The sequence below is a fragment of the Arenimonas sp. GDDSR-1 genome, from assembly GCF_025980345.1.
Taxonomy (GTDB): domain Bacteria; phylum Pseudomonadota; class Gammaproteobacteria; order Xanthomonadales; family Xanthomonadaceae; genus Arenimonas.
Map to the genome: position 1 here is coordinate 13,836 of NZ_JAPDUI010000019.1, position 13,179 is coordinate 27,014.

The 13,179-nt window shown below is 64.1% G+C and carries 13 protein-coding genes; 4 read left to right on the forward strand and 9 right to left on the reverse strand.

The genetic code is table 11. The features are described 5' to 3' along the window. Nucleotides 1-17: 17 nt before the first annotated feature. Genes hisIE through Q0W88_RS04945 form a run of 9 tightly spaced genes read right to left on the reverse strand, consistent with a single transcriptional unit; the run spans nt 18 to nt 7,334 of the window. Nucleotides 18-614, reverse strand: a complete 597-nt coding sequence (hisIE, locus tag Q0W88_RS04905; protein ID WP_297800662.1) for a bifunctional phosphoribosyl-AMP cyclohydrolase/phosphoribosyl-ATP diphosphatase HisIE — start codon at nt 612-614, stop codon at nt 18-20. Further along, a complete protein-coding gene (gene hisF, locus Q0W88_RS04910) occupies nt 611-1,381 on the reverse strand; it encodes an imidazole glycerol phosphate synthase subunit HisF (RefSeq protein WP_297800664.1) in 771 nt (256 codons plus the stop codon). The genes hisIE and hisF overlap by 4 nt, the downstream gene beginning before the upstream one ends. Continuing rightward, complete coding sequence (gene hisA / locus Q0W88_RS04915; protein WP_297800667.1) at nt 1,375-2,103, reverse strand: 1-(5-phosphoribosyl)-5-[(5-phosphoribosylamino)methylideneamino]imidazole-4-carboxamide isomerase; 729 nt, start codon at nt 2,101-2,103, stop codon at nt 1,375-1,377. The genes hisF and hisA overlap by 7 nt, the downstream gene beginning before the upstream one ends. Continuing rightward, nucleotides 2,100-2,699: an imidazole glycerol phosphate synthase subunit HisH gene (gene hisH / locus Q0W88_RS04920; protein WP_297800669.1), complete on the reverse strand. Its 600-nt coding sequence runs from the start codon at nt 2,697-2,699 to the stop codon at nt 2,100-2,102. The genes hisA and hisH overlap by 4 nt, the downstream gene beginning before the upstream one ends. Then, nucleotides 2,696-3,757, reverse strand: coding sequence for a bifunctional histidinol-phosphatase/imidazoleglycerol-phosphate dehydratase HisB (gene hisB, locus Q0W88_RS04925; RefSeq protein ID WP_297800671.1), 1,062 nt, complete (start codon nt 3,755-3,757; stop codon nt 2,696-2,698). Before hisB ends, hisH begins: the two co-directional genes overlap by 4 nt. After that, nucleotides 3,750-4,832, reverse strand: coding sequence for a histidinol-phosphate transaminase (gene hisC, locus Q0W88_RS04930; protein ID WP_297800674.1), 1,083 nt, complete (start codon nt 4,830-4,832; stop codon nt 3,750-3,752). The genes hisB and hisC overlap by 8 nt, the downstream gene beginning before the upstream one ends. Then, nucleotides 4,829-6,127, reverse strand: coding sequence for a histidinol dehydrogenase (gene hisD / locus Q0W88_RS04935; RefSeq protein WP_297800676.1), 1,299 nt, complete (start codon nt 6,125-6,127; stop codon nt 4,829-4,831). Before hisD ends, hisC begins: the two co-directional genes overlap by 4 nt. Then, on the reverse strand, nt 6,124-7,023 hold the full coding sequence (gene hisG / locus Q0W88_RS04940; RefSeq protein WP_297800678.1) for an ATP phosphoribosyltransferase: 900 nt from the start codon (nt 7,021-7,023) through the stop codon (nt 6,124-6,126). Before hisG ends, hisD begins: the two co-directional genes overlap by 4 nt. After that, nucleotides 7,020-7,334, reverse strand: coding sequence for a YerC/YecD family TrpR-related protein (locus Q0W88_RS04945; RefSeq protein WP_297800680.1), 315 nt, complete (start codon nt 7,332-7,334; stop codon nt 7,020-7,022). Before Q0W88_RS04945 ends, hisG begins: the two co-directional genes overlap by 4 nt. 147 nt (nt 7,335-7,481) lie before the next feature. On the opposite strand from Q0W88_RS04945, the gene Q0W88_RS04950 reads away from it, so the two are divergent. The 4 genes from Q0W88_RS04950 to Q0W88_RS04965 form a co-directional block, all read left to right on the forward strand. Further along, entirely contained in the window at nt 7,482-10,085 is a 2,604-nt protein-coding gene (locus Q0W88_RS04950) for a bifunctional aspartate kinase/diaminopimelate decarboxylase (RefSeq protein WP_297800682.1), read from the forward strand. After that, complete coding sequence (murL, locus tag Q0W88_RS04955) at nt 10,078-11,439, forward strand: UDP-N-acetyl-alpha-D-muramoyl-L-alanyl-L-glutamate epimerase (protein ID WP_297800684.1); 1,362 nt, start codon at nt 10,078-10,080, stop codon at nt 11,437-11,439. The genes Q0W88_RS04950 and murL overlap by 8 nt, the downstream gene beginning before the upstream one ends. Next, nucleotides 11,387-12,826, forward strand: coding sequence for a UDP-N-acetylmuramoyl-L-alanine--D-glutamate ligase (gene murD, locus Q0W88_RS04960; protein ID WP_297800686.1), 1,440 nt, complete (start codon nt 11,387-11,389; stop codon nt 12,824-12,826). The genes murL and murD overlap by 53 nt, the downstream gene beginning before the upstream one ends. A gap of 116 nt (nt 12,827-12,942) precedes the next feature. Further along, on the forward strand, nt 12,943-13,179 hold a 237-nt coding region (locus tag Q0W88_RS04965), incomplete at its 3' end, for a hypothetical protein (RefSeq protein WP_297800688.1).

Consider the following 13,179-nt stretch of genomic DNA (forward strand, 5'->3'; position numbering starts at 1 on the left):
CTGATTATAAGTCAGGCTCAGCGTTGTTTCAGGACGGCAATGACCTCGGCCAGGGCCACATCCTTGCATTGCAGCAGCACCAGCAGGTGATACAGCAGATCGGCACTCTCGTTGCACAGGGCGGTTTTATCCTCGGCCAGCGCGGCAATCACCGTTTCCACCGCTTCCTCGCCGACTTTCTGCGCCACTTTCGGCAGGCCCTTGTCCATCAGGCGCCGGCTGTAGCTGGCCTGCGGATCGGCGGTACGCCGGGCCGCGATGCGGCGCTCCAGCTCACTCAGGAAATAGCGCGGCGCACTGGGAAAGCAGCTGTCGCGCTCCAGATGGCAGGTCGGCCCCTGCGGGCGGGCCTGCACCAGCAGGCTGTCGTTGTCGCAATCGGCCTCGATGCTTTCCAAAGCCAGAAAATGTCCGGACGATTCGCCCTTGGTCCACAGCCGGTTGCGGCTGCGGCTGAAAAAGGTCACCTTGCGGCTGCGCAGGGATTCTTCCAGCGCTTCGGCATTCATGTAGCCGAGCATCAGTACCTGTCCGGTATCGACGTCCTGCACGATGGCGGGCAGCAGGCCGTTTTGTTTGCTCCAGTCGAGCTGGTCGGGACGAAGTGAGGTCATAAGCGGATGGCGATTCCCTGTTGGGCCAGTTCCTGCTTGAGCGCGGGAATGCTGACCAGGTTGCGGTGGAAGATGCCGGCGGCCAAAGCGCCGTCGACATCGCAGTGAATGAACACCTCGCTGAAGTGCTGCGCGCAGCCGGCACCGCCGGAGGCGATCAGCGGCACCGTGCAACAGGCGCGGGCTGCCGACAACTGCGCCAGATCAAAACCGTCGCGGGTGCCGTCGCTGGCCATGCAGTTGAGTACGATCTCGCCGGCGCCGCGGTGTTGCACTTCCCCGATCCACTCCAGCGTGCCCAGACCGCGCTCGCGGGTGGTGTCCGGATTGCCGGTGTGGCTGCGCACGCGCCACTGGCCATCGGCATCCTGAAGCGAATCGATGCCGACCACCACGCACTGGCTGCCGAAACGGTCGGCCAAGGTGGTGATCAGTTGCGGATTTTCCAGTGCAGGCGTGTTGATGGAAATCTTGTCGGCACCGGCGGCCAGTACCTGTTCGGCTTGGGCCAGGGAGCGGATGCCGCCGGCCACGCAGAACGGGATGTCGATGCGGCGGGCGACTTTTGCGACCCAGTCCGGGGCCACACCGCGCTGCGCGGTGCTGGCCAGGATGTCGTAGAACACCAGCTCGTCGATGCCTTGCGCACTATAACGCGCGGCCAGCTCCAGAATATCGCCGACATCGTCGTGATCACGGAAGCGCACGCCTTTGACCACCCGTCCATTGGCGACATCCAGGCAGGCGATGATGCGTTTTTTCAGCATGCCAGCGCCTCCCGCAAACTGAAGCGGCCTTCCAGCAAGGCGCGTCCGAGGATGGCACCGGACACCCCGAGTGCGGCCACGGCCTGCACATCGGCAATTGCACTGACCCCGCCCGAGGCCTGCACCTGCAGCGTCGGCCAACGGCTGCGCAGATGCCGGTAAAGGTCCAGGTTATAGCCGCTGAGCACGCCGTCACGGGAAATGTCGGTACACAGCACATGGCGCAGACCGACATCGGCGTAGCGCTCCACCGCTTCCACCAGAGGGATGCCGGTTTCGGTCCAACCGTGGCTGGCACACCGCCATTGGCCGTGATCATCAATGCGCACATCCAGCGCCAGGGTCAAGGCTTCGGGTCCGTAATCATCAAAGGCGGCACGCACCAGCGCCGGTGCGTTCAGCGCCAAGGTGCCGATGACGATGCGGTCCACGCCGGCGGCGTGCAGGGCGTCGATGTCGACGCGCGAACGGATGCCGCCCCCGGCCTGGACGCGCAATCCGGTGCTGGCTTTGATGGCACCGATCAGACCGGCAAGGGTAAAGCCGCCGACGCGGGCGGCATCCAGGTCGACCAGATGCAACCAGCGTGCGCCGTCACGGGCGTACTCCTGCGCCAGGGCCAAGGGATCGGCGGCATAGGTGGTCTGCTGTGCGTAATCGCCCTGTTTCAGACGCACCACACGGCCGTCACGGACATCGATGGCGGGAATGACGGTGATCATGCGGTGATGCCCAGGAAATTGGCCAACAGACGACTGCCTTGCGGGCCCGAGCGCTCCGGGTGGAACTGCACGCCGTAAACATTTCCCGATCGCACCACCGCCGGAAACGCCTGGCCGTGCGTACAACGCGCCAGCGTGGCCTCGGAATCGTCGGCGGCATAGGTGTGCACGAAATAAAAATCCTGGCCCGTGACGCCAGCCAGCAAGGCATCGTCACGAACCGCGTTGATGGCATTCCAGCCCATGTGCGGAATGCGGATGCCGTCCGCATTCGGCAGGCGACGCACGCGGCCGGGAATCAAGCCGAGGGTGTCGACATCGGATTCTTCGCTGTGGCTGAACAGAATCTGCATGCCCAGGCAAATGCCGAGCACCGGTTGGCTCAGGCTACGGATGAGCGGGGCCAGATTCTGCGCGGTGATGGCCTGCATGGCGGCGCCGGCCGAACCCACGCCGGGCAGCACGACATGCGTGGCGGCACGGATCTGTTCCGGGTCATGGCTTTGCCGGCAGCGCGCGCCCAGACGCTCAATCGCCGCCTGCAGCGAGGTGAAATTGCTGCCGCCGGTAGCGAGCAGCACCACATCGGCGTTCACAGCGCGCCCTTGGTGCTTGGCAGCACGGTATCCGTACGGGCGATGGCCTGCCGCAGCGTGCGTGCGAAGGCCTTGAAGCAGGCTTCGATCATGTGGTGGGTGTTGTCACCGGTGACCGACATGTGTACGGTGAATCCGGCGGCCTCGCTCAGCGATTGGAAAAAATGCGGCACCAGTTCGGTCGGCAAGCTGCCGACCTGCTCACGCGGGAAAACGCCGTCGAATTTGAGCAGGCCACGGTTGCTGATGTCGAGGGCGACCGCGGCCGCGGCTTCATCCATCGGCACGGTAAAGCCATAGCGGGCGATGCCGAACTTGTCGCCCAAGGCGCGCTTGAGGGCCTGACCCAGTGCAATGGCGCAGTCTTCCACGGTGTGGTGCTCATCGATGTGGGTATCGCCGGCGCAGGACAGCTGCAGGGAAAAGCCGCCGTGTCTGCCGAGCTGATCGAGCATGTGATCGAAGAAGCCGATGCCGGTGGCGATCTGCACCGGTGCCTGCGCATCCAGGTTGACCGACACGCGGATATCGGTTTCCTTGGTGCGCCGGGTGACGCTGGCGGTGCGCGGCGTGGCCAATAATTCGGCCACGATATCCGGCCAGGCGCACAGGCCGTCCTGCAGCCGGAAACCGCGGCAGCCCAGATTGCGGGCCAGCTGCAGATCGGTTTCGCGGTCTCCGATCACGGCGGACTGTTCCCACAGCACCCCGGGATCTTTCAGATAGTCCACCAGCAGGCCGATGCCGGGTTTGCGGGTCAGGGCATGCTCGTGGGCGAAGCTGCGGTCAATCAGGATGTCGTCGAACACGATACCCTGCGAAGACAGGATCTGCAGCAGAAGATTCTGCGGTGGCCAGAACTGTTCTTCGGGAAACGAAACCGTGCCCAGGCCGTCCTGATTGGACACCATGACAAAGCGGTAACCGGCGTTCTTGAGCGAGAGCAGGGCGCTGATGGCGTGTTCGACCATCTGGAATTTGTCCAGGGCATCGATCTGGAAATCGGCCGGTTCTTTGATCAAGGTGCCATCACGGTCGATGAACAGGATTTTACGCATGGGTCGCTCCGGGAAAGGTGTCGAGCACGGCCAACAGACGGTCGTTGTCCGCCGGGCTGCCGACGCTGACGCGCAGGCAATCGCGCAGTGCCGGATAGTGGCTCATGGCCCGGACCACGATGCCGTTCGCCAGCAGATGCGCGGCCAGCCGATCGGCTTCGGTGCAGCGCAGCAGCAGGAAATTGGCATCGGAGGCAAACACCTGGACCATCATGGGCAAGGCGTGCAGACGCTCCTGAAGACGCTCACGTTCGCTCAGGCACACTGCGATGCCGGCGCGCGTGCTGGCCAATGCGCCTTCGGAAAACGCCTGCAATGCCAAGGCGGCGCTTGGTTTGGCAATGGGGTAGGGCGCCTGGCAGGTTTTCAGGATGGCAATCAGCTCCGGTGCCGCGATGACGCTGCCGATGCGTGCGCCGGCCAGCGCATGGGCTTTCGATAAGGTTTTCAGCACCGCCAGATGCGGATAACGCGGCATCAGCGCCAGCGCCGAGGGCTGTGCGCTGTATTCGCCATAGGCTTCGTCCACCACCACCAGACAGCGCCCGGCCAGGCCGTCGAGCAGGCGCTGCAGCTCGGCGGCGGGCAGCGATTGTCCGGTCGGATTGGCCGGCGAGCACAGAAACAGCACTTTGCAGCGTTCACGCAGGGCGAGTGCAATCATCCCCGGAATGTCCCAGACAAAACCGGCCGCGGTTTCCTGCAAGGGACTGTCGATGACCGTGCAGGCATGCAACCGGGCACACACCGCATACATGCCGAAGGTCGGCGATTGAATCAGGATACTGTCCGCACCGGGCACGCACAGGGCGCGGATCAGCAGATCAATGGCTTCATCGCTGCCGCGGCTGAGCAGCAGGCTGCTGTCCGGTACGCCGTAGTAATCGGCCATGGCGCGGCGCAGATCCCCGGGTTGCGGTTCGGGATAGCGGTTGAGCTGCAGGGTATCGAAGCGCTGCGCAAGCGGCGCTTCATTGGCATTGAGCCAGACCGCGCCGCCGCTGTTCTGTTTGCGCGCCGAGAGATAGCCGCCGAATCCGCGCAGATCCGGGCGCACCAGATCGAGCACGTTCATGCCGCGTCCTGCCGTCGGATCCGCACCGCGGCCGCATGCGCGTCCAGGCCTTCGCAGGCGGCCAGCGTTTCGGCACAAGCGCCGATGGCCGATAAGCCTTTGCGGCTGACACGCTGGGTGCTGATCGCCAACTGGAAACTGGCGACACTGACGCCGCTGTAGGCGCGGGCCGCGCCGTCGGTCGGCAAGGTGTGGTTGGTGCCCGAACAGTAATCCCCCAAGGCTTCGCTGGCGAAGTGTCCGAGAAAAACCGAGCCGGCGGCCTGTACCCGGTCCAGATGCGATTCGGCATCCTTCAGGGCCAAAATCAGATGCTCAGGCGCATACCGGTTCGAAAGCGCGAAGGCTTCGGCCAGATTTGGAGTGCGGATCAGGCGCGCATGCTGCAGCGCCTTGCCGACGATGGCGCGGCGCGACAAGGCCGCCAGCTGGGCATCCAGTTCGATTTCGATGGCATCGAGCAGCGCGGCATCATCGCTCACGCACAGCACCTGCGAGTCCGGGCCGTGTTCGGCCTGGGCCAGAAGATCGGCGGCCACAAACGCCGGACGTGCACTGGCATCGGCGATGACCAACACCTCCGAGGGGCCGGCCGGCATGTCGATGGCCGGACCGCCGGGCAGCGCCTGCACCTGTTGCTTGGCCGTCGCGACATAGGCGTTGCCCGGTCCGAATAACTTATCGCAGCGCGGAATGCTGCGCGTGCCGAAGGCCATGGCGGCGATGGCCTGCGCGCCGCCGGTTTTGAACACACGGCTGATGCCGCAGATCCGGGCCGCGACCAGAATGCTCGGAGCGATGCGGCCATCGGGCTGCGCCGGTGAGCACAGCACCACCTCGGGGCAACCGGCCAGCTGCGCCGGAATGCCGAGCATCAGCACGCTTGAGGGCAGGGGCGCACTGCCGGCAGGGATGTACAGGCCGACACGTTGGATCGGACGCAGGACGCGTCCGCAATGCACGCCCGGTGCGGTCTTGATTTCGAAGGCGCGGGTCATGCCGGCCTTGTGCCAGCGTCGGATGCGTTGCGCCGCATCCTCCATCGCGGTTTTGATGATCGGGTCCACGGCTTTTTCAGCGGCCGCAAATTCCCGGGCGGTGACGGCCAGTGATTTGAGTTTCACGCCGTCGAAGTGTTCAGTGTAGGCGCGCACGGCGGCATCGCCTTTCGTTTGAACCCGCTGCAAAATCGCGGCCACCTGTTTTTGCAGCGCGGCACTGCGCAGCGAGGCCGGACGGGCCAGCACGGCGGCGCGTTGTTGTTCCGTCAGTCTTTTCCAGTCCACGCGTTTCATGCCAGCAGTTTCTCCACCGGCAGCACCATCAGGCCGCGGGCGCCGGCCAGTTTCATCGCTTCCAGCCGTTGCCAAGTCACTGCGCTCTGGCACAGGGCCTGGATGTTGAGGGTGTCGCTGCTGCCCCAGACCGGACTGATGGTCGGTGCAACGGCGTCGGGCAGCAGCTTGAGCACCGAATCCAGATCGCCGGTCCCGGTCTGGCAGATGATGAGTTTGCTGCCCTGGACTTTCATCACGCCTTCGATGCGCGACAGGAAATTGGCCAGCAGGCCATCACGGCTGTCGCCGAACGGGGTGTTCTGGCAGGCCAGGACGGCTTCGCTTTGCAGAATGATCTCGGTTTCGCGCAGGCCGTTGGCGACCAAAGTCGCACCGGAAGAGACCAGATCACAGATGGCATCGGCCTTGCCGAGCTTGACCGCAATCTCCACCGAGCCTTTCAAAGCCACGATATCGGCGCGGATGCTGCGTTCCTGCAGGAAGTCGGCGAGCAGCTCCGGGTAGCTGGTGGCGATGCGTTTGCCGTCCAGATCGCCGGCATCGCGCCAGAGCTGGCTGTTCGGCACGGCCAGCGACAGCCGGCAACCGCCAAAGGCCAGCGGCATCAGCTCCTGCAGACCGCAGTGCGCACTGCCGCGCAGCTCGAGTGCTTTTTCCAGAAGCACGTTGCGCCCGACGATCCCGAGATCACAGACGTTCTCGGCGATCAGTTGCGGGATGTCGTCGTCGCGCACCAGCACCAGGTCGATGGCGCAGTCTTCGCCGTAGCAGAACAGTTGATCCTTGTCGCTGCGGAACTGGAAGCCGGCCTGCTTGAGCAGGTTACGGGCCGGATCGCTCAGGCGTCCGGATTTCTGCATGGCGATGCGCAGACGGTCGGCGGGGCGGTTCATGTGCCGCTGCTCCGGCGCGTGCTCTTGAGCGCCAACTGGTAGCCGCCGGTGCCGAGCTCGAGGCAGCGCGCCACGCGGCCGATGGTGGTCACGCTGACCCCGGTGTCGTCGTGGATCTGGCGGTAGGGTTTGCCTTTGGTCAGCGGCTCGACCACCTGCCAGCGGTCGGCCAGGGCTTCGAGTTCGGCCGGTGTGCACAGGTCAATCAGGAAGGCATAGACCTGGTCGGCGTTCTTCAGGCCGTTGAAGGCCTGGGCCAGGGATTCGACGCCGGCTTTCAGCGGTTTTTTTGGGAGGGCATGTTTTTTCATAGGGATAGTGTAATAGCGCATTAATACATTGGCAAGCCTTTTGATGTGAAGCCCGCGTCAGGGTCATCGCCACCGATTCGGGCACCCAAGCCACGGGCCATGGCTTATCATGTGTATACCCTCATTTGCCGCCGATTGCCTGCCGCCATGCCCGAATCCGCCCCTGCTTCCGATTGGATCGTGCTGAAATTCGGCGGGACCTCGGTCTCCCAGCGTCACCGCTGGGACACCATCGGCCGCTTGATGCGCGAACGTGCCGACGCGGAGAAGGCCAAGGTCTTGGTGGTGGTGTCGGCACTGTCCGGAGTCACCAATCAGCTGCAGAGCGCCATCGACCGTGCCGACAATGACGCGTTTCTGGCCGATCTGGAACAGCAGCTGCGCGAACGCCATCTGGGGTTTGCCCGCGAACTGGGCATTGATGCCGAAGCGGTCCTGTCCGAACGCCTTGCCGCATTGAACCGTTTGCTGACCGATCCGCGCCGCCTCACCCGCGCCTTCGACTGGCAGGCCGAACTTCTGGCGCAGGGTGAACTGCTGTCTTCCACGCTGGGGGTGGCCTACCTGCAGACCCAAAGCGTGCCGGTGTCCTGGTTGGATGCGCGTGAATGGCTTACCGCCGTGCCCTTGCCCAACCAAAGTGCCTGGGCCGCCCGCCTGTCGGTGTCCTGTGATTATCAGGGCGATGCCGATTGGCGCACGCGTTTTTCCGGCAACGCGTCCTTGCTCATTACCCAAGGCTTCATTGCCCGTGCCACCGACGGCGGCACCGCGATTCTCGGCCGTGGCGGTTCGGACACTTCAGCGGCGTACTTCGGCGCGTTGCTGCGTGCACGCCGGGTCGAGATCTGGACTGACGTGCCCGGCATGTTCAGTGCCAATCCCCGCGCCGTGCCCGATGCCCGCCTGCTGAGCCGTTTGGAATACCAGGAAGCGCAGGAAATCGCCACCACCGGCGCCAAGGTGCTGCATCCGCGCTGCATCCATCCCTGCCGCGATCTGGGCGTACCGCTGTGGATCCGCGATACCGAACGCCCGCAAATGGCCGGTACGTGCATCAGCCGCAGCGCCGAGCCGCATCCGGGCGTCAAAGCCATCAGTACCCGCAGCGGCATCGTGCTGGTGTCGATGGAATCGATCGGCATGTGGCAGCAGGTCGGCTTCCTGGCCGATCTGTTTGCCTGCTTCAAAGCGCACGGCCTGTCGGTCGACATGATCTCGACCTCGGAAACCAACGTCACCGTATCGCTGGATCCTTCCGACAATCTGGTCAACTCCAATGTGCTCGATGCGCTGTGCGCCGATCTGGCCCAGGTCTGCCGGGTCAAGGTCATCACGCCCTGCAGTGCAGTCACCCTGGTCGGCCGCGGCATGCGTTCGATGCTCGATCAGCTCACCGACATCTGGGCCGAGTTCGGCCGCGAACGCGTGCATCTGATTTCGCAAAGCTCGAATGATCTGAACCTGACCTTCGTGGTCGATGAGGACATCGCGCAGGATCTGCTGCCGACCCTGCATGCGCTGCTGATCGATTCCGGCGCCATGCCGATCGCCGAATCCGACATTTTCGGCCCCAGCTGGCGCGACATCGCCCATGGCCACGCCGCGCCGCCTGAGCATTGGTGGCAATCCCGACGCGATGCGCTGTGCCAAATCGCAGCCGCACAGACGCCGGCCTATGTCTATCATCTGCCCAGCGTGCGCCGCCAGGCCGAAGCCTTGTGTGCCATTGGCGCGATCGAACGCCGCTTCTACGCCATCAAAGCCAATGCCCATCCGGCGATTCTGCGCGAGCTGGAAATGCGCGGCTTCGGATTCGAGTGCGTGTCGGCGGCCGAGCTGCGCCATGTCAAATCGGTATTCCCCGATCTGCCGCCCGGGCGTTTGCTGTTCACGCCGAGTTTCGCCACCCGCGCCGAGTATGCCGAGGCGCGTGAACTGGCCGAATGGATCACCGTCGACAGTCTCTACCCGCTGCAGCACTGGCCGGAATTGTTTGCCGACCGCAAGCTGGTGCTGCGCATCGACCCCGGTTACGGTCTGGGCCATCATGCCCATGTGCGCACCGGCGGCGAAGACGCCAAGTTCGGGTTGGCGCTGGCCGATCTGCCGGCCTTCCGCGCCGAGGCGACGCGGATCAAGGCCGAGATTGCCGTGCTGCATGCCCATGTCGGCAGCGGCGTGAGTGATTGCCGCCATTGGGCGCAGCTGTTCGCCCAGCTGGCGCAACTGGCCGAGGACATCGGTTCGGTCAAGGCCATCAACGTCGGCGGCGGATTGGCCGTGCCGTATTCGGACAGCGAACCCGAATTCGATCTGGAGGCCTTGGCGGCGACGCTTGCCGAACATGCCGCGCAATGGCCGCAATATGCGATTTGGCTGGAGCCCGGCCGCTATCTGGTGGCGCAGGCCGGCGTGCTGTTGGCTACTGTCAGCCAAGTGGTCGATAAACTCGGCGTGCGCCGGATCGGCCTGGATGCCGGCATGAATGCCCTGATGCGCCCGGCACTGTATCAATCCAAACACCGCATGCGCAATCTCAGCCGTGCACCGGACGCGCCGACGCAGCGCGTGGATGTGGTCGGACCGATCTGTGAATCGACCGATGTGCTGGCTCATGCCATTTCCCTGCCATTGGCCACGGCCGAAGGCGATGTCCTGCTGATCGACACCGCCGGCGCCTACGGTTTCGTGATGGCCAACCAATACAATCAGCGCGCTCTGCCGCGTGAGGTGATTCTCGATGTCTGAGTATGTGTTCAACCGCGAGGCAATCCGCCGCTTCCATTTCACCGATTGCGGCTTCGACGCCGCCACCGGCATCGCGCGGCTCGATTACGCCTTCGATACCGGCGGCGTATTCTCCGAAACCATCACTTTCCCCGGCGCGCCGTTCACCCTGGATGGCGCGCGTGCCGCCGCCGTGCAGTCGGCGCTACGCACCTTGCACCTGATTGCCGGGGTCAGCTATTACAAAGCCGCCGTACCGGAAACCCTCGTGCTCGATGCCTATGCCATCGATGCCGGCACCGCCGCCTTCCTGACCGAGGTCTATGAAAACGGTCTGGGCGAATTCGCCTATCGCAACGGCCTGAGCCTGCGCGGCAAGATCGTGTTTCCGGCGGATGCGTCAACGCCGCCGGGCGTACCGGCGGCCGGCTTGTCCACGCATGCGCTGGTCGCGATCGGTGGCGGCAAGGATTCCCTGGTCTCGATCGAAGCCCTGCGCCGCGCGAGCATCGCGCAGACCGTGACCTGGATCGGTTCGGCACCGCTGATTAGATCCTGCGCCGAACGTACCGGTTTGCCGCTGCTGAACATCAGCCGCCAGTTGCCGCCGGAACTGTTTGCCATGAACAAGCAGGGCGCGCTCAATGGCCACATCCCGGTCACGGCCGTCAATTCCGCCATCCTGACGCTGGCCGCGCTGCTGCAGGGCGCCGATCAGGTGGTGTTCTCCAATGAACGTTCGGCCAGTTACGGCAGCCTGATCGAGGGCACCGGCGAGGTCAATCACCAGTGGTCCAAAGGCTGGGATTTCGAGCGCGCCTTCGCCGCGCATGTGCGCAGCCATATCGCCGCCGACCTGAATTACTACTCGCTGCTGCGTCCGTTCTCCGAGCTGGCGGTGGCGCGCCAGTTCGCCAAGACCGATTTCTACGATGCGCACTTCTCCAGCTGCAACCGTAATTTCCACATTCTCGGCGAGCGTCCGGCACAGCGCTGGTGCGGGGTCTGTCCGAAATGCCATTTCGTGTTCCTGGCGCTGGCGCCGTTCATGCCCAAGCCGCGCCTGATGACCATTTTCGGCCGCAACCTGCTGGACGAACCGGCACAGATTCCCGGGTTCGATGCCTTGCTGGAATATCAGGACCACAAGCCGTTCGAGTGCGTGGGCGAGGGCCGGGAATCCCGCGCCGCCATGGCGGCATTGGCACAGTCGCCGAGCTGGCGCGAAGATGCCATCGTCCGCCGTTTCGCCGACGAGATCCTGCCGCAATTGGACGCGTCCGAATTACCCATCGCGCCCTTACTTGTGCCGGTCGAAGAACATGCCATTCCCGATACCCTGTGGGCCGCATTGCGTGAATCCTTCCGCGCTTAAGGGACAGTCCATCGCCATCTGGGGCTACGGCCGCGAAGGCCGCGCCGCCTTGCAGTATCTGCGCGCACGGTTGCCCGGCCAAGCCCTGACGGTCTTTTGCAATGCGCAGGAGGCCGCTGAAATCAACGCAATCGGCGATGAGGCGATCCGTTGCCGCAGCGAACCCGGTGCCGAAGATCTGGCCGCTTTCGATGTCGTGGTGAAATCGCCGGGCATCAGCAAATACCGGCCCGAAGCGCTGGCGGCACAGGCCAAAGGCACCCGTTTCATCGGCGGCACCGCGCTCTGGTTTGCCGCCCACCCCGAAGCGCGCACCGTGTGCGTGACCGCGACCAAAGGCAAGAGCACGGTCAGTGCCTTGATCGCGCATCTGCTGCGCAGTGCCGGCAAACGCACGGCCCTGGTCGGCAACATCGGTACGCCCTTGCTGGAAACCATGGACTGGAACGAACATCCCGAATTCTGGGTCATCGAGATGTCGAGCTACCAGACCTTCGAGGCCGTAAGGCCGGAAGTGGCGGTGATGTTGAATTTCTACCCGGAACACCTCGATTGGCACGGCAGCGTGCAGGCCTACTTCGAGGACAAATCGGCGCTGATCACGCAATCCCAGGCCCGTCATGTCGTGCTCAACGAGGAAGCGCCGCGGGTCGCGGCCCTGGCCGACGGGCTGACTGCCGAAGTGCACTGGTTCAACACCAACACCGGCTGGCACGCCAAGGGCCACACACTGTACCGCGGCGATACTGCGGTTCTGGATCTGCGTGAGCTGCCGATGCCGGGCCAGCACAACGCCGGCAATGTCTGCGCGGCCTTGACCGCCATCGATGCGCTCGGTCTGGATGCCGCGGCGCTGGCCCCGGCCGCGCGGCAGTTCCGACCCTTGCCGCACCGGCTGCAGAGCCTGGGTGAGAAAAGCGGCATCCGTTACGTCAACGATTCCATCAGCACCACGCCGTTCGCCAGCATCGCGGCGCTGGAGTGTTTTACTGCCCTGCCGGTCGCGATTCTGGTCGGTGGTTACGACCGCGGCCTGGAGTGGGATGCGTTCGCCGACTATGTGGCCGCGCATCCGCCGAAAGCCATCATCGCCATGGGCCAGAACGGCGCCCGCATCGCCGAGCGTCTGCGTGCCATCGCTGCGCCAGGATTCGCACTGAGCGAAGCGGCGGATCTGCCCGATGCCGTGCATCAGGCGCAACAGGCCTTGCCGCAAGGCGGCGTGGTGTTGTTATCGCCGGGGGCCCCGAGTTTCGGCGTGTATGCCGATTACGTGGCGCGGGGCCGGCACTTTGCCGATTACGTGGCGCGGGGCCGGCACTTTGCCGAACTGGCCGGTTTCGATCCGAATGCGATCAGCAAGATTCCCGGTCTTGGCATGGGATAGCCCGAGACAGCCTCTCCACGATGTAAAAAATAGTTGACATTCCGGATTTCCCACCCTTACACTTGGCGTGTCGGGTAATTTTGACACACTATTTTTGATCAATCGGGGAAAGAGCCATGTCATTTCGTGAAAAAAGTCTGTGGGTCATGGTGGCGGCGTTGACGCTGGCCGCGTTCTTTTACGGCCATGCCGTGGCCTATGTCAGTCACGCGCAGTTCGAAACCGTCCCTTGGCCGGCTATGCGCGTGTTGCCGCCGGTCGTGGTGCTTTTCCATGTGGCTGTGGCCGTATTGGTGGCCTTTGCCGTGGTCGGACACGTTGTCATCGCGCTTCTGGACCGGCGCACCGCTGAA

What these genes read in the sequence shown, in the direction of transcription:
- hisIE (WP_297800662.1), bottom strand. Translation starts at nt 614, where the DNA reads ATGACCTCACTTCGTCCCGACCAGCTCGACTGGAGCAAACAAAACGGC.
- hisF (WP_297800664.1), bottom strand. Translation starts at nt 1,381, where the DNA reads ATGCTGAAAAAACGCATCATCGCCTGCCTGGATGTCGCCAATGGACGG.
- hisA (WP_297800667.1), bottom strand. Translation starts at nt 2,103, where the DNA reads ATGATCACCGTCATTCCCGCCATCGATGTCCGTGACGGCCGTGTGGTG.
- hisB (WP_297800671.1), bottom strand. Translation starts at nt 3,757, where the DNA reads ATGCGTAAAATCCTGTTCATCGACCGTGATGGCACCTTGATCAAAGAA.
- hisC (WP_297800674.1), bottom strand. Translation starts at nt 4,832, where the DNA reads ATGAACGTGCTCGATCTGGTGCGCCCGGATCTGCGCGGATTCGGCGGC.
- hisD (WP_297800676.1), bottom strand. Translation starts at nt 6,127, where the DNA reads ATGAAACGCGTGGACTGGAAAAGACTGACGGAACAACAACGCGCCGCC.
- hisG (WP_297800678.1), bottom strand. Translation starts at nt 7,023, where the DNA reads ATGAACCGCCCCGCCGACCGTCTGCGCATCGCCATGCAGAAATCCGGA.
- Q0W88_RS04945 (WP_297800680.1), bottom strand. Translation starts at nt 7,334, where the DNA reads ATGAAAAAACATGCCCTCCCAAAAAAACCGCTGAAAGCCGGCGTCGAA.
- Q0W88_RS04950 (WP_297800682.1), top strand. Translation starts at nt 7,482, where the DNA reads ATGCCCGAATCCGCCCCTGCTTCCGATTGGATCGTGCTGAAATTCGGC.
- murL (WP_297800684.1), top strand. Translation starts at nt 10,078, where the DNA reads ATGTCTGAGTATGTGTTCAACCGCGAGGCAATCCGCCGCTTCCATTTC.
- murD (WP_297800686.1), top strand. Translation starts at nt 11,387, where the DNA reads ATGCCATTCCCGATACCCTGTGGGCCGCATTGCGTGAATCCTTCCGCG.